18 protein-coding genes and 1 riboswitch are annotated in these 20,680 nt (G+C 66.3%); of the genes, 13 read left to right on the plus strand and 5 right to left on the minus strand.

Annotated features, from left to right (window positions below; translation table 11 throughout):
* The first annotated feature begins 62 nt into the window (after window positions 1–62).
* The 8 genes from EII26_RS03430 to EII26_RS03465 all read left to right on the plus strand — a co-directional run bounded on the left by EII26_RS03430 (window position 63) and on the right by EII26_RS03465 (window position 8,417).
* The gene (locus EII26_RS03430; RefSeq protein ID WP_124887746.1) at window positions 63–485 is read left to right on the plus strand and encodes a hypothetical protein; all 423 of its coding nucleotides are present in this window, start codon (window positions 63–65) and stop codon (window positions 483–485) included.
* 85 nt (window positions 486–570) lie between these two features.
* Window positions 571–831 (plus strand): hypothetical protein, encoded by a 261-nt coding sequence (locus tag EII26_RS03435; RefSeq protein WP_124887747.1) that lies wholly within the window; start codon window positions 571–573, stop codon window positions 829–831.
* A 489-nt stretch (window positions 832–1,320) separates the two neighbouring features.
* Window positions 1,321–2,364 (plus strand): peptide-methionine (R)-S-oxide reductase MsrB, encoded by a 1,044-nt coding sequence (gene msrB / locus EII26_RS03440; RefSeq protein WP_124887748.1) that lies wholly within the window; start codon window positions 1,321–1,323, stop codon window positions 2,362–2,364.
* Between the two features lie 170 nt (window positions 2,365–2,534).
* Window positions 2,535–3,272, plus strand: a complete 738-nt coding sequence (locus EII26_RS03445; protein ID WP_124887749.1) for a phosphatase — start codon at window positions 2,535–2,537, stop codon at window positions 3,270–3,272.
* Between the two features lie 195 nt (window positions 3,273–3,467).
* Window positions 3,468–4,394 (plus strand): 50S ribosomal protein L11 methyltransferase, encoded by a 927-nt coding sequence (locus tag EII26_RS03450; RefSeq protein ID WP_233572582.1) that lies wholly within the window; start codon window positions 3,468–3,470, stop codon window positions 4,392–4,394.
* On the plus strand, window positions 4,358–5,707 hold the full coding sequence (locus tag EII26_RS03455) for a MiaB/RimO family radical SAM methylthiotransferase (RefSeq protein WP_158612130.1): 1,350 nt from the start codon (window positions 4,358–4,360) through the stop codon (window positions 5,705–5,707). The genes EII26_RS03450 and EII26_RS03455 overlap by 37 nt, the downstream gene beginning before the upstream one ends.
* Window positions 5,695–7,260, plus strand: coding sequence for an Hsp70 family protein (locus EII26_RS03460; RefSeq protein WP_124887751.1), 1,566 nt, complete (start codon window positions 5,695–5,697; stop codon window positions 7,258–7,260). Before EII26_RS03455 ends, EII26_RS03460 begins: the two co-directional genes overlap by 13 nt.
* Window positions 7,261–7,391: 131 nt before the next feature.
* Window positions 7,392–8,417, plus strand: coding sequence for a J domain-containing protein (locus EII26_RS03465; protein ID WP_124887752.1), 1,026 nt, complete (start codon window positions 7,392–7,394; stop codon window positions 8,415–8,417).
* Window positions 8,418–8,440: 23 nt separating this feature from the next.
* Here the strand turns inward: EII26_RS03465 and EII26_RS03470 are convergent, their stop codons facing one another.
* Window positions 8,441–10,720 (minus strand): LTA synthase family protein, encoded by a 2,280-nt coding sequence (locus tag EII26_RS03470; RefSeq protein WP_124887753.1) that lies wholly within the window; start codon window positions 10,718–10,720, stop codon window positions 8,441–8,443.
* Window positions 10,721–11,128: 408 nt separating this feature from the next.
* Between EII26_RS03470 and tnpA the strand changes: the two genes are divergently transcribed.
* The gene (tnpA, locus tag EII26_RS03475) at window positions 11,129–11,602 is read left to right on the plus strand and encodes an IS200/IS605 family transposase (protein WP_124887754.1); all 474 of its coding nucleotides are present in this window, start codon (window positions 11,129–11,131) and stop codon (window positions 11,600–11,602) included.
* A gap of 142 nt (window positions 11,603–11,744) precedes the next feature.
* Here tnpA and EII26_RS03480 read toward each other — a convergent pair whose 3' ends face one another.
* Entirely contained in the window at window positions 11,745–12,782 is a 1,038-nt protein-coding gene (locus tag EII26_RS03480; RefSeq protein WP_124887755.1) for an Rpn family recombination-promoting nuclease/putative transposase, read from the minus strand.
* A 284-nt stretch (window positions 12,783–13,066) separates the two neighbouring features.
* On the opposite strand from EII26_RS03480, the gene EII26_RS03485 reads away from it, so the two are divergent.
* Entirely contained in the window at window positions 13,067–13,336 is a 270-nt protein-coding gene (locus EII26_RS03485) for a hypothetical protein (RefSeq protein WP_124887756.1), read from the plus strand.
* 167 nt (window positions 13,337–13,503) lie between these two features.
* Here the strand turns inward: EII26_RS03485 and EII26_RS03490 are convergent, their stop codons facing one another.
* The 3 genes from EII26_RS03490 to serC all read right to left on the minus strand — a co-directional run bounded on the left by EII26_RS03490 (window position 13,504) and on the right by serC (window position 16,888).
* Window positions 13,504–14,766 (minus strand): DUF1015 domain-containing protein, encoded by a 1,263-nt coding sequence (locus tag EII26_RS03490; protein ID WP_124887757.1) that lies wholly within the window; start codon window positions 14,764–14,766, stop codon window positions 13,504–13,506.
* A 25-nt stretch (window positions 14,767–14,791) separates the two neighbouring features.
* Entirely contained in the window at window positions 14,792–15,703 is a 912-nt protein-coding gene (locus EII26_RS03495; RefSeq protein ID WP_124887758.1) for an NAD(P)-dependent oxidoreductase, read from the minus strand.
* 96 nt (window positions 15,704–15,799) lie between these two features.
* On the minus strand, window positions 15,800–16,888 hold the full coding sequence (gene serC, locus EII26_RS03500; RefSeq protein ID WP_124887759.1) for a 3-phosphoserine/phosphohydroxythreonine transaminase: 1,089 nt from the start codon (window positions 16,886–16,888) through the stop codon (window positions 15,800–15,802).
* A 272-nt stretch (window positions 16,889–17,160) separates the two neighbouring features.
* Window positions 17,161–17,260: riboswitch (TPP riboswitch) on the plus strand.
* A gap of 77 nt (window positions 17,261–17,337) precedes the next feature.
* Here serC and thiD point away from each other — a divergent pair.
* From thiD to EII26_RS03515, 3 genes are all read left to right on the plus strand, one after another.
* A complete protein-coding gene (gene thiD / locus EII26_RS03505) occupies window positions 17,338–18,159 on the plus strand; it encodes a bifunctional hydroxymethylpyrimidine kinase/phosphomethylpyrimidine kinase (RefSeq protein WP_124887760.1) in 822 nt (273 codons plus the stop codon).
* Window positions 18,156–19,361, plus strand: coding sequence for a putative hydroxymethylpyrimidine transporter CytX (gene cytX / locus EII26_RS03510; RefSeq protein ID WP_124887761.1), 1,206 nt, complete (start codon window positions 18,156–18,158; stop codon window positions 19,359–19,361). The genes thiD and cytX overlap by 4 nt, the downstream gene beginning before the upstream one ends.
* A 200-nt stretch (window positions 19,362–19,561) precedes the next feature.
* Entirely contained in the window at window positions 19,562–20,644 is a 1,083-nt protein-coding gene (locus EII26_RS03515) for a sugar ABC transporter substrate-binding protein (protein ID WP_124887762.1), read from the plus strand.
* Window positions 20,645–20,680 lie beyond the last annotated feature (36 nt).

Raw genomic sequence — 20,680 nt, forward strand, 5'->3', positions numbered from 1 at the left:
GTATTGTTTTTGTTGTTGATGTTTCGCCCTCTCGCGGTTCTTGCCTCCCGGGGAGAGGTGGGGTGGGGCAAAAAAGCTCCTTTTTCTTTGGTTTTTTTAATACCGGTATCGGTTTTATCGCTCTCGGTTTGGGTCTTGTTTTTTATATCGATATTGCTTTTATCTCTCTCTTTTTTGCTTTGTTGGCCGCCGCTCTTTGTTTTTTGAGGGCTATTTTTTTGCCCGGTATTGTTTTTATTCTCTTTTTGGATGCGGGGTTTGTCGTCGCGGGCCTCGCTCTGAGGATCTTCTTTCGACTTTTTCCGGTCGTTTACATTACCGGTATTGTTTTTTTCTGTTTTTCTGAGGGGTTGCGTCTCTTTTTTTTGTTTTTTATCGATACCGGTATCGTTTTTGTCAATCGATTTGATTGTGTTGTTTTTGTTACCGGTACTGTTTTTGTTTGCTTCTTGGGGGGTGGAGTGCAAAGGGTTGATGCTCTTTAGGGTATTCTTATTGGTATCGGTATTGTTTTTTGAGGGACGCCTTCCTGGGCGGGACGATTCGGCGCCCCCCTTTTTATCCGCGCCCATGGGGGATGCCTCGGCGGACGCAGAGGCGCCTCCGTCCGGGGTGCGTGCGCCTTTGGGCTCTGCGGGCGGCTGCTGCGAGGGGGCCGGAGGCTCCTGTGTCCTTTCCGCCGCCTTTTCCGCGGGCTTCCTTCTTCTCCTGGGGCGCGGCGAAGGGGCCTCCGTCGGCAGGGCAGCCGAGGCGTGGCCCTTCTCCGTTGTTCCCGCCGTCTTTTCCGCCAGGGGGGCTTTGGGGTTGCTCTCCGTCTTGGAGTCGGCTTGAGCTGAAGTTTTTTTCCTCATGTCCTGCGGCGCAAACTTTCCCCGGACCTCGGACGACAGGGCTTTAGGCAGATCCTTGCCGATGGGGAGGCGTTCGCATGCCTCGCTCCTCCTTTTCGTGTGTTGGCCCATATCCGCCGGACTTCGCGGAAAAGGGGGTGGGAGATTTCATGAGAGCCGCCCCATTCTATCATTTTTCAGCCGGTTTTGTAATCCAGTCCGGGAGGGTTTTCCCTACCGTATTGCGGCCGCCCTTCCGCCGTTTTCGGGATATTGGTGTTTGCGGGCCCTCATATCCTTAAAACGACGGAAGGGCGTTGGCGGGGAGACTGGCATAATTACCGGGCAGACGAGTTGCGGCCCCTTGGGCCGCGCCGGCTTTGCGGCATCGGGCTGCGATTGCCGCAGGAAGGGAGATGGCGTTTTGCGTTATGGCTTGTTTTCGGCGCTTTTGGTGGCTGGGATTCTTTTGCTCTGGGGAGGTACACGCATGGCGAGCGCAGGCGGTGCTGGGAGAGGGCTTCCCAAGAACCCGAACGAGGGGTTGAAGTTCGAGTCCGCAAATCTCAGGGAGGTCTTCCTGGCGGGCGGATGTTTCTGGGGCGTTCAGGCTTTCCTGGACAGGGTTCCGGGCGTGGCCGAGACCGAGGTCGGCTATGCCAACGGCTCCACTTCCAATCCGACCTACGAGGAGGTCTGCCGCGGGGATACCGGGCATGCCGAGGCGGTGCGCGTCCGCTACGACGCCTCCCGCCTGCCGCTCGAGAAGCTGCTGACGGCCTTTTTTTCCATCATCAACCCCACCAGCAAGAATCGCCAGGGGGGCGATTTCGGCACGCAGTACCGGACGGGGGTCTATCTGGCCGGCCCCTGGGCCGCGGAGGATCGGGCGGTCGCCGAGCGGGTCTTCGCGGAGGAGGGAAAGAAGCACGGCCAGCCCCTGGCCGTCGAGCTCGAGCCCCTCAAGAGTTTCTACTCCGCGGAGGGGTATCATCAGAAGTACCTGGAGAAGAACCCCGGCGGCTATTGTCACGTCAACTTCGACCGCCTGAAGGATATCCCCGAGGCCCCGGCCCGTCCCAAGGAGCGGTCGGACTATGTCCGCCCCTCGGACGCGGAGCTCAGGGAGAAGCTGACGGACCTCCAGTACAGGGTGACGCAGAACTCCGCCACGGAGGCGCCCTTTTCCAGCCCCCTGGACAAGCATTGGGAGCCGGGGATCTACGTCGACATCGTAACCGGAGAGCCGCTTTTCTCCTCCACGGACAAGTTCGACTCGGGGTGCGGCTGGCCCGCGTTCTCCAAGCCGATCGACCCCGAGGTCGTCCGCGAGCTGATGGACACGAGCCACGGCATGGTGCGCTCCGAGGTGCGAAGCCGCGCGGGCGACAGCCATCTGGGGCACGTGTTCGAGGATGGTCCCAAGGACAAGGGGGGGCTGCGCTACTGCATCAATGGAGCCTCGCTGCGCTTCATCCCCGTTGCGGATCTGGATAAGGAGGGCTATGGGCCCTACAAAAAACTCTTCGAGTAGCGGCGGGCCGGCGGCGAAGGGCGGAGTTTGCCGCGGGGAGCGGGTGAGGGCGGACCTCATCCGCTCCCCGTTTTTTGGGCGCGAGCCTTGAGCGTCGGTTCGATCTGTGAAAGAATGGAGGGGTTGCAAAAAAAGGTCCCCGACCGGGGACGTTCGACAAGGAAAGGGGTATGTTTTTGATCTCGCTGCGCGCCGATCTCCACACGCACACGATATCCTCGGGGCACGCCTACGGCTCGGTCAAGGAGATGATCGAGGGGGCGGCCGAGAAGGGGCTGGACCTGATCGCGATCACCGACCACGCTCCGGCCATGCCGGGGAGCTGTCAGGCCATCTATTTTTCCAATCTCGGATCCATTCCGCGCAGGGTCGGAGGGGTGACGGTCCTTCGGGGGGTGGAGGCCAACGTCCTGGACCGGCGGGGCGCGCTGGATCTCCCGGACCGCCTTCTGCGTCGGCTGGACTGGGTCATCGCGAGCCTGCACGACAACGTTCTGTTTCCCGAGCCCGGGGCGTCCTACACGGACCTGTACCTGGCCTTGGCGGAGAACCCCCTCATCGATATGATCGGACACCCCGACTCACCGGAGTTTCCCTTCGATGCCGAGCGGGTGATCCCGGCCCTGGGGGCGAACAACAAGATCGTGGAGCTCAACGAGCACCATGCGTTTGGCCTGAGGCGGGAGAACAGGGAGAACGCCCGGCGCATCGCGGCCCTTTGCGCCCGATGGGGTGTCTCCATCGCGGTCAATTCCGACGCGCACTCGCCGTGGAATGTCGGGAGGACCGCATCGGCCGTGGCGATGCTGGAGGAGATCGGGTTTCCCGAGGAGCTCATCCTGAACGCCTCCGCCGAGCGGGTGCTGCAGCATGTCCGCTCGAGGAAAAACGGCGAGATGTGCGAGTGAATTGGGACCCGGGCTCCGACGGGGCCGCGTCCGTGGGAGCAGGGGGCTCGCGGCGGCCATCCCCCGCGGGTCGTGTTTTTGCCCGCGCCGCGGGCCCCGCTCCTCGCGGGGCGTAGTAAAATAAGAGGGAAAAATAAGGAAAATGGCCTGTCGGGGCTTCCCTTCGGCACGGCCGACGTTTTGGGAGTGATTCGATTGTTTTCAGAGGATCTGTTCGACGTCCCGGGCCCCGGCAGTGAGGGCCCCGGTTTCTGGTGGAGCGTGGAGTTTGCGGGGGAGGAGGGCGGCGACCCCGCATGGGAGGAGGAGCGCCTGTTCGACCTGGCCTCGATCTCCGGGGCCATGGGGTCGGAGATCGTCCTTGAGGAGGGGCGGCCGGTGCTTCGTGCGGCCTACCGCAGCTCCCGGGAGATCGGGCCCCTGCTCGCCGAGCTGGGGGAGCTCCTCGTCCATTTTCCGGGAATCGTCCTGCGCGCGCACGGCAAGGTGGAGAACCGCCCCTGGCACACGCAGCATCTGGACGCCTTCCCGCCGCTGGAGGCGGGGAAGGGACTTCTGGTCATGGCCCCGTGGCACAGGGACCGCGCGCCCGAGGGGCGCCTCCCGATCCTGATCTATCCGGCGTCGGCCTTCGGGACCGGCTATCACGAGAGCACGCGCATCGCGCTGGATCTGCTGGAGGATGTCGTCCGCAAGGGCGATACGATCGTCGACGTCGGCACGGGGACGGGCATCCTCTTCATCGCCGCGCTGAAGCTGGGGGCGGCGTACGCCGTGGCGCGCGACCTGGACCCGGCGACGCTCGACGAGGTGCGGCGCAACATGGAGCTGAACGGCCTGGCCCCCATCCTGTGCGATCTGGCCGTCGGGGACCTTCTGAAGGGCGTGGAGACGAGCGCGGACCTCCTGACGGCCAACATCCTTCTGGAGCCCAACACGGCGCTTCTGCCGGACGTGCGCCGCGTGCTCAAGCCCGAGGGGGCGGCGATCTTCTCCGGCATGACGGCCGCGGAGCGCGAGGTCTTCCTGCCCGCCCTCTCCGCCGCGGGGCTGAGCCTGGAGCGCGAGCTGCATCTGGGCGACTGGTGGGGCTGCCGGGCGCGGCCCGCTCGGCTCGCGTGAGCGCAAACCGCACGCTCGGCCTGAGGGGCCTGCCCGTCTGGATCCATGTTCTGGGGTGCCGCTCCAACCTCTGCGAGGGGGATTTCCTGGCGGGGGATCTCGAGGCGCGGGGGGCGCATGTGGTGCGCGAGGCGAAGGGCTGTTCCGCCGCCGTCATCGTCAGCTGCTCCGTCACGGCCGAGGCCGACCGCAAATGCCGCCAGGCGGTGCGGCGCGCGAGGCGGGCCGTCGGAGAGCGGGGGATCGTCGCGGTCTGCGGCTGCTGGGCGCAGGGCGTGGGGGCGGACGAGGCCCAGGACCTGGGGGTCGACGTCCTGGTGGGGAACCGAAGGAAGGCCGAGCTGACCGAGGCCGTCGAGTCGATGCTCCAAAACGGGCGCTCGTTCTGCGATCTCCGGTCCGACCTCGCCCGGGGCCGGGAATGGGAGGAGCTCCCCGCCTCGGGGCAGGGCCTTCATACGCGCGCCTTCCTGAAGGTTCAGGAGGGGTGCGACCACTTTTGTTCCTACTGCATCATCCCGTTTTTGCGGGGCCGATCCACCAGCCGCCCCGTGGAGCACACGATGGACGAGGTCCGGCGCCTCCTGGACGCCGGATGTTCCGAGGTGGTCCTGACCGGGATCCACCTCGGGATGTACGGTAGGGATACGGGGTCGTCGCTCGCGGCCCTGGTGCGCGCTCTCTCGGGCCTGACGGGGCTCGCGCGGCTGCGCCTGGGGTCGATCGAGCCCTTCACGCTGGACTCTCCGCTCCTCGACGCCCTTGCGGAGAGTCCGATCTTCTGTCCGCACCTGCACCTTCCCCTGCAGAGCGGGGACGATGCGGTCCTGGGGCGGATGCGGCGCGGCTATACGGCCTCGGACTTCATCCAAGTCTGCGACCGCGTGCGCGAGCGGCTGGGGCCGGACCTCCATATCAGCAGCGACATCCTGGTGGGCTTTCCCGGCGAGGATTCCGCCGCCTTCGCAAACACGCTCCGCGTGATGCGTCGTGCGGGGATCGGTCGGGCCCATGTCTTTCCCTTTTCCCCGCGCCGGGGGACGCCGGCCGCGGCGTTCGGGGGGCGGGTGGATGCCTCGGCCCTCTCCGATCGGGCGGGGGAGGCCATCGAGCTCGGCGAAGCGCTTCTGAGCGCCTACGCCCGCCGTTTCGTCGGCCGTATCCTCCCGGTGTTGGCGGAGGACGGCCGACGGCGGGGTTACACCCCGCACTTCTTGCAGGCGGCCTGGCCGGGAGAGGCGGTCCCCGGCAGGCTCCTAGAGGTCAGGATCGAGTCCGAGGCGGGGGGGGAGCTGAGGGGATGTCTCGTGTGAAGGGCGAGCGCGTCTCCATCGGCATCGACTTGGGCACGCGCAGCGCCCTCTGTTCCTTCGTGGACGGGGCCGGCGCCGTGGTGCCGGTGACGAACCGCTGGGGAACCTTGTCCACCCCCTCCGTCGTGGGGTGGGACGGGGAGTGGCGCGTCGGCGAGGATGCGGTGCGCCTGGCCCTGCGCGGTTCCGAGGCCGTGTGGTGGGACGTCAAGCGGCGCGTGGGCACGCCCTTTCAGGCCGTCGTGAAGGGGCGTCGACGGTCGGCGGAGGAGCTGCTGGTGCCGCTGATCGCCGCCCTGAGGGAGGATGCCGAGGTTCGGCTGGGCACGTTCGTCTCCTCCTGCGTTTTGGCGGTCCCCGCCTGTTTCTCTCTGACCCAGAGGGAGGCCATGGTCCGCGCCGCGAGGGCGGCGGGCCTGCACGAGGCCCGCGTCGTGGCGGAACCGACCGCGGCCGCCCTGTCCTTTGGCGGGGAGGGCCGGTTTCTGGTCCTGGACTTCGGGGCCGGCACGGTGGACCTCTCCGTCGTCGAGAGCGGGGATGGCGTCTGGCAGGTTCTGGAGAGCGTCGGGAGCGACGGCATCGGCGGCTATGATTTCGACCTTGCGCTTGCGGACTGGCTCCGTGAGCGTCTTCTTCTGGAGCCCCTGCCGCCCAGCGATCCGCGCTGGCGCACCCTGGTGATGGAGGCGGAGCGGGTGAAGATCGCCCTGTCCGAATGCCTCTCCTTCGAATGGATCCCGCCGCCCCTGGGGGAGCGTCCCCTGCCCGCGCTGACGGTGCAGCGCGAGGACATGGAGCGCCTGATGCGCTTCCCCATCCGGCGCCTCGTCCACATCGTGCGCCGGCTTTGGGAGCGGCACGATCCGGCGCGTCTGCTCCTGGCCGGGGGCTCCAGCCGGATCCCCCTGCTTCGGGAGATCCTGGAGCAGGAGGTGGCGGCCCCGGAGCGCTTCGGCCTCTGCGGCGAGGACGCGGTGGTGTGCGGCGCGGCGCTCTACGCCCATTCGGGGGGAGAGCGCCTGCTGCTGGACGCCCTCTCCGGGGACCTGACGGCGGTCTGGGAAGGGGTCCCGACCCGGGTCATCCCCTCGGACTCGACGCTGCCCGTCCGCGCCGTGGTGCCCCTGAGGGCGGTCCGTTCCGGCCGGGCCAGGCTGGAGCTGATCCAGTCCCCGAACGAGCTGCGGGAGGGAGGGGTGCGCCTGGCCTCGCTGGAGCTCGGCGTCCGATCGGGCGAGGAGCTCCGCCTCACCTGCGAGATCTCCGCCTCGGGCTGCCTCGAGGCGGAGCTTCGCCGGGACACGGGCGAACGCGTGGAAATCCCTCTGTTCCCCAAGGGGAATGGGTCGCCCAGGGACGTTGCGGCCGAGAGCGCGCGGCGGATGCAGGAGCTGAAATTGGCCCTGGCCGCCGTGGAGACCGCGCTCTCCGAGCAGCAGCAGGACCGGCTGCATGCCCTGATGCGCCGGATCGAGGGGATGCCCTTCGACGCCGAGACCATGGCGTTGATGGAGGGGCTTGTCAAGGACCTGGAAAATGCGGTATCCTGAGCGCCTTCGTGCCGCATCCTCCCGGGCGTTCGCCGCCGGGCCCCGAGCCGGCGGCATTGCCCCGTCGGGCGCTCCGGAAGCCTCCGGGGGAAGCGCGTTGGGAGATCGGAGCGCCCTGATATGAGGAACACATGAATCTTTCGGCGGAGATCGCGTACAATTTGCGGGTGTTGGGGCTCGCCCCCGGGGCGACGCCCGCGGACGTGCGCTCGGCGTTCCGCCGGCTCGCGCGCACCTGCCATCCGGACGTGGCGGGAGGGCAGGGGGCGTATCGCTTCCAGGAGATCACCGGGGCCTATACGTTTTTGAAGGGACTGACCGCGGAGGAGCTGAGGCGCTTTCCCTCCGCCGGCCCCGAGCGGCCGTCGGAGTCGGATGGTAGCCATTGGCCCGACCTCTTCGCCTGGTACCGCAGACGCGCCGAACGCGCCGAGGCGGAGGCTGAGGCCGCCCGGGAGGCCGAGCGGCGTGAGGAGGAGCGCCGGGCCCGGGTGCGGGACGAGCGCATCGACCGCGTCTTTGCCCGTTACGAGGAGGCGTTGTCCGAGCGTCTGGCCCGCATGGAGGGGGCCGCGGACCGGCTCCAGGTTCGGGACATCGTCTCCCGGCTGGGTTCCTCGGTCCTTGCCGTACGGCACCTGGTCCTGGGGAGCCTCGGCTCCCTGGCGGACCGGGACGAGGTCCTTCAGGCCATCGGGGAGGTCCTGTGCCGGTGGGAGGTCGACGACCGTACGGCACGGCTGGTCGCGGGGCTCCCTTTGAGTGCCGGGAGCCGAAGACGCCTGGCGGAGGGCCTGGTGCGTCGTGCCGACGCCCTGCCGGACTGTCTGATCTCCGCCCTGCTGGGGCTGCGGATGGGGAAGCGGCCGGACCCGGATCTTATGGACCGCTATCTCGGCAGGGTGGCGCCGAGCGGGGTTGCCCTGATTCTGCGGTATTGGCCCGAGGGGGTGGCCCCGTCGAACGGGGCCCTGCTCCACCTGATCCACCAGGACGACGACCGCGTGCTGGTGCCCCTGCTCAGCGCGATGAAACAGCGCTTTCCGGCCGCCGCGCTTCGGTTCCGTGCGCGACTGACCGCGCTTTTGGAGCACCCGGCCCCGACGGTGCGGGTCTGGAGCCGTGCCCTGCTGCCCCGGCCGGACGGCGTGCAGTGAGCATTCGACGACGGTAGTCCGGGCTACGGGAGCCCGCCCTTGGGCCCCTCGTACCGTTCGAGGGTCAGGAGCGCCTCCTCCCCGTCGTAGAGCGTCCTGCCCGTGGGCGCCGGGCCCTCCGGGGGCACCGGCCGCAGCGCGAAGGTCCCGACCTCGACCCGGGCGCCGGGCGAGGCGGAGCCCGCCAGCGCCCGTGCGGCCAGGCGCGCGGAGTCCAGCATGAAGTCCTTGCGTATCTCGACGGAGCAGGAGAGCCTGAGCCGTTCCCCCGGCCCCAGGACGGGCAGCGGGCAGTTCTCGCCGGACAGGAGCCAGGGGCCGTCCAGTCCGTGCACCATCCAATCGAGCCGTACGGATGCGTCGTTGGAGCTCGGCGCGGCGATCTCGAGGTCCAGAACGTATCGGCCGCCTTTCTCAAGCTGGATGTACTGTCCACCGGAGAGCCATATCTTGGACTCGATGCCGGGCGGGTCCTCGGAGGCGGCCCAGGCGGGGGCCCGGAAGGACGACCCGTCCGGAAGGAAGCGCCAGACCGCGGATCCGCTCCGTTTCCCCGCGTCCTGCTCGAAGGCCCGGGCCGCCCAGGAGAGCAGCGACGTCCCGGACCCCAGGGGCTCCGCCTTCGCACCGTTCGTGAGGGCGAAGGGCGAGCCGGAGACGGTGTATTTCACGAAATCCCCGGGGCCGAAGTCCTTCATCAGGAGGGCGTCGCCCGACACGATGAAGAAGCGGTCCCCCCAGGAACCGGGGAGGGCCCGCCGTTCGGAGGCCGCGTAGTCGCGGAAGATGCTGCGTCCTCCGATCGCGTCGGCCGAGGCGGCCAGCCCCGCGTAGTCGAGGATCGACAGGGGCAGGTCGGCGAGTCCGAAGAGCCCCTCGTTGACCGCGGACACGGGGGGCGTGCCGTGTTTCCGGGGCGGCAGGGCCACGCAGAGCCCCCAGTTGCCGGCCAGCAGGATGTCGGCGTTCATGCCGTGCGACTCGTCCGAGGTGAGGATGACCAGGGTGTCCTCCAGGACGCCCTCCTCCTCCAGCCGGGACAGGAACAGGTCGACGGCGTCGTCCAGGAATGCGACGCTCCTCAGCTTCGGGGGAAGCCCCTCGCCCCCGGCGTAGTCGTCCGGCAGGGTGTAGGGATGGTGCGTCCCCACGGTCAGCAACGTCAGGAACCAGGGCGCGGATTCTCCCCGCTCCCGTGAGCGCCTGCGCCGCTCGTTCAGCTCCCCGATCTTCCTCAGGCTCTGGAGGAGGAAGTCCCGGTCGTTGATGCCCCATCGGGTGAAAAAGGCGCTCGAGTCGGGCTCGAACCACTCCTCGCCCAGGACCTCGCCGAAGCCGATCCGCTTCATGAAGCGGTCCTTGTCCATGAACCTCAGCCCGGCGGCCTGGAGGTAGGTCGTGTTGTAGCCGTTCCGGGCCAGGACGCCCGGCAGGCTGTCGTTGGAGGCGGTCTCGGGCCGGGCGAGCAGCTCCTGGACGATGGGGGTGCCGTCGGTGAGCCGGGGGTAGTCCGCGCAGAGCATCGAGTAGAGGCCGTTGATCGTCTGGTTCCGGTGCGAGAGGAAGTTGGGGACCCTGAGGCCCCGCTCGGCCCAGCGGCTGGTCTTTGGCATGGTGAAGTCCGACGATCCGTTCACGAACGTCACGTTCTGGCTCACGTAGCCGCCGGGGATGCCCTCCAGAACGACGAGCAGGACGTTGGGGGGCTCGTCCGGCCCCGCCGTGAGGGGGACCCCGGAGAGGTCGTGCGCGAGGCGAGGCAGGCCCCCGGGCAGGCCGGCGCCTCTGGAGAGAAAGGACCGGATCTGCGTGACGAGCGGATTTCCGTTCCCCCCGGGCCCGGGGACGAGAAGGGACGCCGACAGGAGCAGGGCGAGCGCCGCCGGGGCCCGGCCCCGCAGCCGGACGAGGCGCAGGTCCAGGCGCGCAAGGAGCGCGCCGAGGAGGACGGCGCCGAGGAGGGCGGGGAGGGCCGAGGCGTCCAGGGAGGCGAGAAGAAAATGGGGGTCCAGGAGGTATTTTGCCTGCTCCGGGGTCGGCAGGGCGTGCATCGCCGAGAAGTAGGCCGTCACGAGGCCGTAGTACCCCCACAGGAGGAGCGAGGACAGGACGGAGACGCTCCTGGAGCGGGTGCGGGCCTGAAGCGAGGCGGTCGTCAGGACCCAGAGGGCGATGACCCCGATATCGGCGGCCCCGCCCAGGAGGAGGGCGCCGAGGTGGCCCTGCCCCGCACGGTTGAAGGCGAGACGAAAATACAGGGCCGGAAGGATGTCGATCAGAAAAAGTCTTGTGCTCCACCACATGGCGAACGTGCCTCCGGAGTCTGTTTTCCTGGTTCTTTCGGCAGGATGGAGGTAATGATAGACCGCCTCGCGGAGGGGCGTCAACCGGCAAAACCCCGCTTCGGGCCCCTGCAGTACGGGGGAATACGCCGGGGCCAGGCCCCGTAGCCCCCGAACCCCACCTCGGCGGTGGGGGGCAGTGTGGGCTGGGGCTCCCTGGGCCTTGCGGCCCTGGTGCCGCCGGGCGTGCGCCAGTGACGGCAGCAAACAAAAAAAAGGCGGCCCCCCGAGTCGGGGGCCGTCCTTTTGTTGTCTTTTCGTAAACCCCCGGCTCCGCCGGGGGTTCAGGTAGCTTCTAGCTATGAGAAGAGTTTTCCCTCAAGTAAAGTGAAAGGACGTCGATCCGCATCACGATACAGGAGGGAAAAGGTGGACAAGGGAACCTTAGCACACACGAGTTGGAATTGTAAATATCATATAGTGTTTGCGCCGAAGTATCGCCGCCAGATAGTCTACGGTCGCTACAAAGTGGAGATAGGCAAGATAATCCGGACCTTGTGTGAGCGCAAGGGAATAGAGATTATCGAGGCGGAATTGTGTCCGGATCACATTCATATGCTGGTCAGCATCCCACCGAAAAACAGCGTGTCTGAAATTATGGGCTATGTAAAGGGCAAGAGTTCGTTGATGATCTTCGACCGATTTGCGAACTTGAAATATCGCTACGGGAACCGTCGATTTTGGTGCCGAGGCTATTACGTGGATACGGTGGGAAGGAATCAAAAGCGGATAGCCGAGTATATTCGAACGCAGTTGTCGGAGGATAAGGTCAATGATGAGTTGAACCTGAAGGAGATGTATGACCCGTTTACGGGTGAAGCTGTGGTAAGAGAAGGCAAATAACGGGCCCCTTTAGGGGCAGCCGGAGACGAAGTTGCGGGCGGCGTAACTTCAGGGCCCGTCAGGGCTGCCGGTATGGGGCCCTTACAGGGCCGGTGCAAACCACCGGCTCAGCCGGTGGTTCTGATTCGCCGGCCGGGACGGGTTAGGGCCGGGCGTTCCTCAGGGACTCCACCTCGTCCGGGGACAGACCCGTGTACTCCGCAATCTGCTCCGAGGACAGGCCGTGCGCCAACATCCGCCGTGCGGTATCGGCCCTTCCCTCGGCCCTTCCCTTCGCTTCACCCTCGGCCCTTCCCTTGGCTTCGCCCTCGGCCCATCCCTTCGCCAGGGCTGCGGCCTCGAGCCTCTCCCTGTAGCGGTCTTCGTCCCACCGGTTCATCAGGTCCACGATGTACGCCAAACGCTGGTCCCGGTCCTGAAAAAACTCGCGCTCCAGAAGCAGAGCCTCCCCGATCCTCGGTTCCTCCTCCGCGATTCGGCCCATCTCGTCACCTCGCATCCCGTCAAGATAGCCCAGCCAGCGCTCCAGCTTGTTGCGGGGGCGCCGGCCGGCCCTCCTCTCCATCCTGTCCTTCGGCAACTCGAAATACACGATCTGAAGGTCTTCGCAGAGTCGGCGGCCGCTCGCGTCGTTGCGGATGGAGTAGCTGTTGCGGCACCCCCGCTCCTCCGGAAAGAGCTCGAAGTCCAGAAGGTTCAGCGAGATCGTCCGCACCGTTTCGGTATAGTCCGCCCCGCGCTCCAGGGTCGCGGAGTACAGCAAGGCCCAGTAATAGAGGGTCCGCTTCAGGTAGTCCGGGTCGGGTCGGACCTGAACCTCCAGATTGACCAGCTCTCCGTCCAGGCGCGCAGCGATGTCGAGTCGGCTGCCCTTCCCGGACGCGCGCAGGGGCGACAGCTCGTTGTTGATGAAGGAGACCGACGAGAAGGCCCGCTCTCCGTCCGGAAACATCAGGGCATTGAGCAGGTCGAGAAAGAGCTCCGAACGGTCCGGCCTCCCGAAGAGGAACTTGAAGAGGACGTCGACCAAAGGGCAGACCCGCCCCCGGCCGATGTCTCGGAGGATCTGCGTCCTGGTCCCGGAACGAGGGGAGTAGAAGAGGTCCGAGTCCGCCTTCTCCGCGCGTCCGTCCATCCGAGTCTGGCCCTGATCTTTCGATGCCGTATCCCTGAAGGCCATCGCCACCGCCCCCCTTCGAGCCCGATGCCATTATAGCAAAAGGGCGTAAGCGGCAAAACCCACCCCGAACCCCACCCCTGCGGGGGTGGCGCGCCGCGCCGGGATGGCCTGTAATGGAAGCAGGAACGGGTTGCGGGAATTTTGCGGCGGTTTTCGGCTTTGGGCCCCCCGGGGGGGAGCCCGGACGTGGCGTCCGTCGACCTGAGGTTCTACGCACTGGGCACGAACAGCTCGGCGATCGGCAAGGGCCTGCCGGTGGGGACGCACACGTTTGTGGGCTCACCGTGGTGGTCCCGGCGAAGGACCAGCGCGGGTACTTCCGCCCGTCGAGCGGCCCCACGGACGTCGGTTCGTGGCAGAGCGGCGCGACGCCTCCGACCACCACGCCGCCAACCACCACGCCTCCGAGCAAGACCCCGCCGGACACGCCGGGGTCCGAGCCTGCGACGGAGCGCTCCGGCGGTGGGTGCAGCGCGGGGTGGGGCCTCCTGGGCTCCCTGGGCCTTGCGGCCCTGGTGCTGCCGGGCGTGCGCCGGCGCCGGGCGCGCCGGTGACGGCAGCAAACAAAAAAAGGCGGCCCCCCGAGTCGGGGGCCGGCCTTTCAGCCTGTTCCTGAATCTTCCCGCATAGCGGTTTCACCTCTTGGAGCGCAAGGGGCCCGGACTTCATTCGATCCGGGCCCCGCCTTTTGTGGAGAGGGCCTCGAATTGCGGGGCCTGCGTCAGCTTTCCTGAATTCTCCTGCACTCCAGGTAGTACCGTTTGTCCTCCGCGTGGCCGATGGAGAAGCTCTTTTTGGGGAACGGACCGGAGCGGACGATGGACGCAAAGAGCTCGTGCTTCTCCATCTTCGGCAGCAGGATCGCTGCGCCGCCGGGGCGGCCGCCCATCTCGAGGGCCGTATCGTCGTTGTGGATGTAGTCTATCCGCCCGCCGTGCGCGGCGGCGTAGCCCTGGCAGAAATCCTCCGCGGCCCCGATGATCTGTCCGATGGTCATGCCGCCGACGGCGATGCGCTCCTCCCGCTGCCCGGCGAGCAGCCGGAGCGTGTGCACGGAGCCCGAGGCCCGGCCGCGCTCGGACCAGAACGCCTTGGCGGCGTCGAGGAAGCCCTGCGCGCCGGTTTCGAACAGCACCCTGTGGATCGGCTCGAAGCGGATGGCGTCGTCGTGGATGTTGACCAGCTCCACCAGGCTGAAGCGGGCGGGGTGCCTCTCGAGCCGCTCGGGCGGGAGCCCGCTTTTCTTGAGCTCCTCCCAGCAGTTTTTGGCTGCGGCGAGGCTGTGGTTGCCGTCCCCGATGGCGAAGGCCGCCGGGGCCGCTCCCGCGCGGCGTTCGCATATCGACCGGGCGTAGGCGTCCACCTCCCGGAGCAGGGCGGCCGCGTCGTCCCCGCTCACCAGCCGGCCGTGCAGATGCCCGCCGCCGCAGTTGAGGCTGAAGTCGTACACCGTCGGCAGCGCCGATCTTCCGGCCTCCAGCGGGCCCAGGACGTCGTCCCGTTCGTCGTCCATCAGCACCATGATGTGCGGCATCTCCAGCGGTGCGTCGCGCCGCACCCGCACCCGCGGGGGCAGACGGTCCGGGACCGTGCCCTCGGTGGCCCGGACGGGCGAGGCCGAGGCGGCCGTGTAGTCGTACGCCTCCAGGTCCAGCGCGGCCACGATGCCCCGCCGGACCTGGCCGTCCGGCAACGTGCGCTCCAGATAGATGCAGCTGTCCGGCAGCGCCCGGAGTACGCCGGCGTCGAGGTATCGGCGCATGGTCGCGTTGATGGTCCTCGCCTCGGCAAGCGGGTCCCTCCGATCCAGATACGCCTCCGGCAGCATCAGCCGCAGGGTGCTGGGCGCCTCCCCGACGTACCCGTCCAGAGCGTCCCAGTAGCCCGGCTGGGAGGAGAACTGGTCGCAGGCGACGACGCTCCATTTGGCCATGTCGCAGCCCGCGGGGACGAGGATGTCCGCCGTCCTGAATATTCCGTTCATCGTTCGCTCCTCCGTCCGCATCGCTTCAGGAAAGGCCCTCGATGATGTCCACCAGCTCCGCGCCGATGCGCTTTTGGGCCTCCCCAGTGCCGGCGCCGATGTGGGGCGTGCAGGAGACGGAGGGGTGCCGGGCGAGCGCCCAGTTGGGCTCCTTCTCGTCGAGCCAGACGTCCAGGCCTGCGGCCCTTACCTTTCCGGAGTTCAGGGCGTCCAGCAGCGCCGCCTCGTCCACGTTGCTCCCGCGGGAGACGTTGATGATGACGACGCCGTCCTTCATCTTGGAGATGCTCGCGGCGTCCACCAGCGGTTTGTCCCCGCCGGGCGCGCACAGGGTGACGATATCGGACTGCGCGAGCAGCTCGTCCATCGGGACGAAGCGCATCGTCCCGCTCTCCGCGCCCTCGGGCTTGTTGCGGTGGACGACGGAGAGGACGTTCATGCCCAGCGCCTGCCCCTTTTCCCCGACCATCCGGCCGATGCGGCCGTATCCGATCACGCCCATGGTTTTCCCCGCCAGCTCGAAGCCTTTGGAGTAGGCCTTCTTCTCCCACCTGTTCTCCCTCATGGTGTGGCCTGCGATGGAGATGTGGCGGGCGCAGGAGAAGAGCAGCGCGACGGCCAGCTCCGCCACGGCGTTGGAGGAGGCGCGGGGCGTGTTCCGGACCTGCATGCCCGCCGCCTCGGCGTGGTCGACGTCGATGTTGTCCACGCCCACGCCGGCCCGGAGGATGAGTCTGAGGCGGCCCCCCTTTGCCGCGTCGATCTGGGGCCGCTCGATTTTTGTGGCGGAGCGGACGATGACGGCGTCGAATTCCCGGAGCGCCGGCCCCAGGGCCTCCGGATCGTAGAACCGCTCCACGACCTCATGGCCGCCCGCGCGAAGCCTTGCCGCCGCGCCCGCGTCCATCCCGTCGGTGACCAAGATTCTCATGGACATAGGAAATTCCCCTTTCCGAAAAAACGGTCTTGGCCGTTCGCCGGAGCGTGCCGCGAAACGGCGCCGCAGTCGAAAAAATCCGACGGAACGGAGTTTTTACGAGCGCCGAGCCTCGTATTGCCGAAGAAAATCGACCAGGGCCTCGACGCCCTCCCTCGGCATCGCGTTGTAGATGGAGGCGCGCAGGCCGCCGACGCTCCTGTGACCCTTGAGGTTGTCGAACCCTGTGGCCTTGGCGGCGGCCACCACCTCCGCGTCCTCCTCCTTGCTGGGCGTCGCGAACGGCACGTTCATCAGGGAGCGATCCTCCTTGGACACCGTGCCCCGGAAGAGAGTGCTGCGGTCCAGGAAATCGTAGAGGATCGCGGCCTTCTCGCGGTTGCGCCGGTCCATCTCGGCCAGGCCGCCCATATCGAGAAGGTACCTGAAGATCTTCCCGCAGCAGTAGATGGCCCAGCAGTTGGGGGTGTTGTAGAGGGAGTCGGCGTCGGCATGGATCTTGTAGCTGAGGTAGGTCGGCACGGTCGGGGCCAGATCCTCCCGGATCAGGTCCTCCCGGATGATGACGACGGCCATGCCGGCGGGGCCGACGTTCTTCTGCACTCCGGCCCAGATGAGCCCGTATCGGTCCACCTCGCAGGGGCGGGAGAGGAACATGGAGGACTGATCGGAGACCAGGACCTTGCCCCGGGCATCCGGGAGCCGGTAATAGGTGGTGCCGTGGATGGTCTCGTTTTCGCAGATATAGACGTAGTCCGCATTCTCGGGGATGTCTAGGCTGGAGCAGTCGGGGATGTAGGAGAAGTTCCTGTCCTTGGACGACGCGACAATCCGCACCTCGCCGTACTTCCGTGCCTCGGCGATGGCTTTCTGGGACCAGGCGCCGGTCTCGACGCAGCAGGCGACGCCGTTCTTCATCAGGTTCATGGGGACCATGGCGAACTGCACGTGTCCGCCGCCCTGGACGAAAAGGATCCTGTAATTGTCCGGAATGCCCATGAGTTTGCGCAGATCCGCCTTTGCCTCGGCCAGGATGTCCTCGAAGGCCTTGGAACGGTGGCTCATCTCCATGACGCACATGCCGCTTCCGCGGCAGTTCATCATCTCGGCGGCGATCTCCTCCAGAACGGGCTCGGGCATCATGGCCGGCCCGGCGGAAAAGTTGTACGTGCGACCGTAATTCATAAGGATCAGCTTCTTTCCTTCCGAATTTTGCCGTCGGAACGGGGCGGCGAGCTCTTCCCCACGCCGCGGCCTCGGGCTCCCCCCGCGGATGTCGGGGGCCTCTCGCAGCGCAGCGCTACTATATCAAACGCCGACGGCCCCGACAAGGTAAGGTTTTCCGGGGGAATCCCGGCCCTGCAGAACGGGCGTGCTTCCCGTCGTTCCCTTCGACGGAAGGGGCCCGGCGTTTGACTTTATCCCTGCCTTGCCCTAAAATTCGACTCACAGTCGAATATCGTTTGCGGGGGAACTGAAGTTCGTTGAGAAGGTTAAAACCTGACCCCTTGAACCTGTCGGTTAATACCGGCGCAGGGAAGCAAAGCCGTAAGCGCACAGCGTTTCGTTGGATTCGGGGCGCCTTCCTTGACTCGGAGGGCGCCCTTTTATTATTGAAAGGAGGCGTTTTCGCCATGAAGAAAGTATTGAGCATAGCGGGCTCCGACTGCAGCGGAGGGGCGGGGATCCAGGCGGATCTGAAGACGTTCTCGGCCCACGGGGTCTTCGGGATGAGCGTCGTCGTCTCGGTGGTGGCGGAGAACACCAGCCGGGTGATCGCCATCCAGGATGTGACGCCGGATATGATCGAAAAGCAGATGGACGCCGTCTTCGAGGATATCGAGGTGGATGCCGTCAAGGTGGGGATGCTCTCCACGCCGGACTGCATGAGGGCCGTGGCGGCGGGACTGAGGCGCTACGCGCCCCGGAATGTGGTGATCGACCCCGTCATGTACGCCAAGAACGGCTGCGCCCTGATGGACCCGAACGCGGTGGGCTCGTTGATCGAGACGATCGTCCCCCTTGCGGAGGTCCTGACCCCAAACATCCCGGAGGCCGAGCGGATCGCCGGCATGAAGATCGGCTCTCGGGCCGACATGGAGACGGCGGCGCGCCTCATCCATGCCATGGGGTGCCGGAACGTTCTGGTGAAGGGAGGCCACGCCGTCGGCGACGCCGTCGACGTCCTGTTCGACGGGACGGAGTTCCGGCGCTTCGAGGCGCGTCGCATCGACACCAGGAACACGCACGGCACGGGCTGCACCTTCTCGTCGGCCATCGCCGCGAACCTGGCGCTCGGACACGACGTCGCCGGGGCCGTCGCACGGGCGAAGCGCTACGTCACCACGGCCATCGAGCACGCGCTGCCCATCGGCAAGGGGCATGGCCCCACGCACCATTTCTACGATCTCTACCGTGAGGGATTGAAGGGGATGGAGAGGGAGGTGGAGGCATGACCACGGCCGACAGGGTATCCACCTTCAGCCAGACGCTCCTGTGGTTCGGGGCCGCCGTCTCCATCGCCGAGATCCTCACCGGGGCGCTGTTGGCGCCCCTCGGGCTGGAGAGGGGGATGGGGGCGATCCTGCTGGGGCACGTCATCGGGGCCGCACTGCTCCTCCCCGCCGGGCTGATCGGTGCGCGAAGCGGCCTGTCCGCCGCGCGGTCGGTCCGCATCTCCTTCGGCCGGTACGGCTCCTACGCCTTCTCCGTCCTCAACCTGATGCAGCTGCTGGGCTGGACGGCCATCATGATCGTCAGCGGGGCCAAGGCCATGGACGGCATCACGGGGGAGCTCTGGGGGTTCCGGGACGAGGTCCTGGGCTGCGCAGTCATCGGACTTCTGATCGCCCTTTGGGTGCTGATGGGCATCAGGAATCTGGCGCGGGTCAACGTCGTCGTGGTGACGATGCTCTTCGTGCTCTCCCTGGTCCTGGGCTTCACGGTCTTCGGGCGTCCGCCCCTGGGGGCTCCGGCGGGGGAGCCGATGTCCTTCGGAGCGGCCGTGGAGCTCAACGTCGCCATGTCGCTCTCCTGGCTGCCCCTCATCTCCGACTACACCCGAAGGCTCCGGCGTCCGTTCTCGGGCACGGCGGGAAGCGTGCTGGGCTACTTTGCCGGAAGCGTGCTGATGTTCGCCATCGGCCTGGGGGCCGCCCTCTATGCGGGGACCTCCGACATCGCGCAGATCCTGCTTTCGGCGGGACTGGGGCTCGTCGCCCTGCTGATCGTCCTGTTCTCCACCGTCACCACGACCTTCCTGGACGTCTACTCGGCCGGGGTGAGCGCGGCCAACCTCAGCGAGAGCCTGAACGAGAAGGTGATCGCCGTCTTCGTTTGCGTGCTCGGGACCGTTCTGGCCACGTCGGTGCCCATGACGCAGTACGAGAACTTCCTGTTCTTCATCGGCTCGGTGTTCGCCCCCCTGTTCGCGATCCTGTTCACGGACTACTGGCTCTTCGGCAGGCGGGAGATCGATCCCGGCTGCGCGCTGGACCTCAGGAACGCCGTCCTGTGGGCGGCGGGCTTCGCCCTCTATCGGCTGCTCCTGCCCTACAGCTCCCCGGTGGGGATCACCCTGCCGGTGATGCTGCTGATCGGCGCGCTGAGCTTTGCCGTCGGGCTGGTGGGCCGCAGGAGGTGCCGCCCGCGGGCGTAGCGACGGACGGCCCGCAGACGGCCCGCCCTGCCGGAGCGATGAAAGATGTTCCTGCGACCGGCGCGATTCCGCCCCTCGCTTGACGGTGTGGTGAATCTACTCTAAAATGCAGGCGGCTTCATGAGTTTTTGGACTTGAGGTGGGATGTTCGGCGTTTTTTAAATTCCCGTTTTCCGAGGGATCCTGAGGAGGAAAAGTCCATGTTCCTGAAGAAAGGCGCTCTGTTCTCGTGTGCATTCCTTTTCGTCCTGGCTCTGCTCGCCCTGTCCGGCTGGATTCCCGCCGAAGCGGCGGACAAGAAGGTCTACATCGGCATGTGCATCCATTCCACGGACAACGAGTACTGGAACCAGGAGGCGGAGGGGGGCAAGGAATTTGCCAAGACCCTGCCCGAGGGCGTTGCCGAGGTGCAGGTCCTGACCTGCGACGGCGACGACGAGAAACAGTTGAACGGCATCAAGGCCTTCATCGCCAGCCATCCGGGCGAGTGCATCCTTTATGTCGACCCCAGCAACGCTCCCAACACGGCCGTCATCGCCGAGGTCTGTGAGGATGCGGGGGTCTACTGGACCAGCGTCTGGCACCTGGCCAAAGGGCTCAACCCCATGAACTACAAGTATTATGTGGCCCATCAGTCCGTCGATGGCGTCAAGCAGGGCTACGACATCGCCATCGATCTCTTCAGGAACTTCAAGACGCCCAACAAGGGAAAAATTCTGGCGCTGCAGGGCCAGCTGGGCAACGATTCCGCGGTGGAACGCTACGAGGGCTTTCAGAAGGCCCTGAAGGAGAACCCCGACGTCGAGCTGCTGGATATGCAGGTCGCCGACTGGAACCCCCAGAAGGCTCTGAACATCACGGAGACCTGGCTTGCCAAGTTCAATGAGGTCGATGGGATCTGGTGCGCGAACGACGGGATGGCCCTGGGCGCCATCCAGGCGCTGAAGGCCAAGGGGCTGAACGGCAAGGTCAAGGTTTGCGGCGTGGACGGCGTCTCGGGGGCGCTCGAGGCCATCGAGGCCGGGGACATGGTCTGTACCGTCGCGAACAACGGCTACCTCCAGGGCGGCTACGGCGCGGCCTACACGTATGCGGCCCACACCGGCAAGATCGATCCCTCGAAGATGCCGGCCGAGAAGCGCCTGTTCTACACGGAGGGTTATTTCGTCAACAAGGACAACCTGGCTGCCTACAGGAAGGATTTCGTGGAGAACCGGCCGGTCTACGACTTCGACAACCTCGATTTCGCCATAGCCCGGCCGATGGCGCTGGACGGAAAGTAGGACGCAGGTCCCTTCATTACCTAAAGGACGCGTTCG

Source organism: Fretibacterium sp. OH1220_COT-178 (assembly GCF_003860125.1).
Classification (GTDB): domain Bacteria; phylum Synergistota; class Synergistia; order Synergistales; family Aminobacteriaceae; genus CAJPSE01.

Coding starts and splice junctions, on each gene's coding strand:
- EII26_RS03435 (WP_124887747.1), top strand. CDS start 571: ATGGGGGATGCCTCGGCGGACGCAGAGGCGCCTCCGTCCGGGGTGCGT.
- msrB (WP_124887748.1), top strand. CDS start 1,321: ATGGCGAGCGCAGGCGGTGCTGGGAGAGGGCTTCCCAAGAACCCGAAC.
- EII26_RS03445 (WP_124887749.1), top strand. CDS start 2,535: ATGTTTTTGATCTCGCTGCGCGCCGATCTCCACACGCACACGATATCC.
- EII26_RS03460 (WP_124887751.1), top strand. CDS start 5,695: ATGTCTCGTGTGAAGGGCGAGCGCGTCTCCATCGGCATCGACTTGGGC.
- EII26_RS03465 (WP_124887752.1), top strand. CDS start 7,392: ATGAATCTTTCGGCGGAGATCGCGTACAATTTGCGGGTGTTGGGGCTC.
- EII26_RS03470 (WP_124887753.1), bottom strand. CDS start 10,720: ATGTGGTGGAGCACAAGACTTTTTCTGATCGACATCCTTCCGGCCCTG.
- EII26_RS03480 (WP_124887755.1), bottom strand. CDS start 12,782: ATGGCCTTCAGGGATACGGCATCGAAAGATCAGGGCCAGACTCGGATG.
- EII26_RS03490 (WP_124887757.1), bottom strand. CDS start 14,766: ATGAACGGAATATTCAGGACGGCGGACATCCTCGTCCCCGCGGGCTGC.
- EII26_RS03495 (WP_124887758.1), bottom strand. CDS start 15,703: ATGTCCATGAGAATCTTGGTCACCGACGGGATGGACGCGGGCGCGGCG.
- serC (WP_124887759.1), bottom strand. CDS start 16,888: ATGAATTACGGTCGCACGTACAACTTTTCCGCCGGGCCGGCCATGATG.
- thiD (WP_124887760.1), top strand. CDS start 17,338: ATGAAGAAAGTATTGAGCATAGCGGGCTCCGACTGCAGCGGAGGGGCG.
- cytX (WP_124887761.1), top strand. CDS start 18,156: ATGACCACGGCCGACAGGGTATCCACCTTCAGCCAGACGCTCCTGTGG.
- EII26_RS03515 (WP_124887762.1), top strand. CDS start 19,562: ATGTTCCTGAAGAAAGGCGCTCTGTTCTCGTGTGCATTCCTTTTCGTC.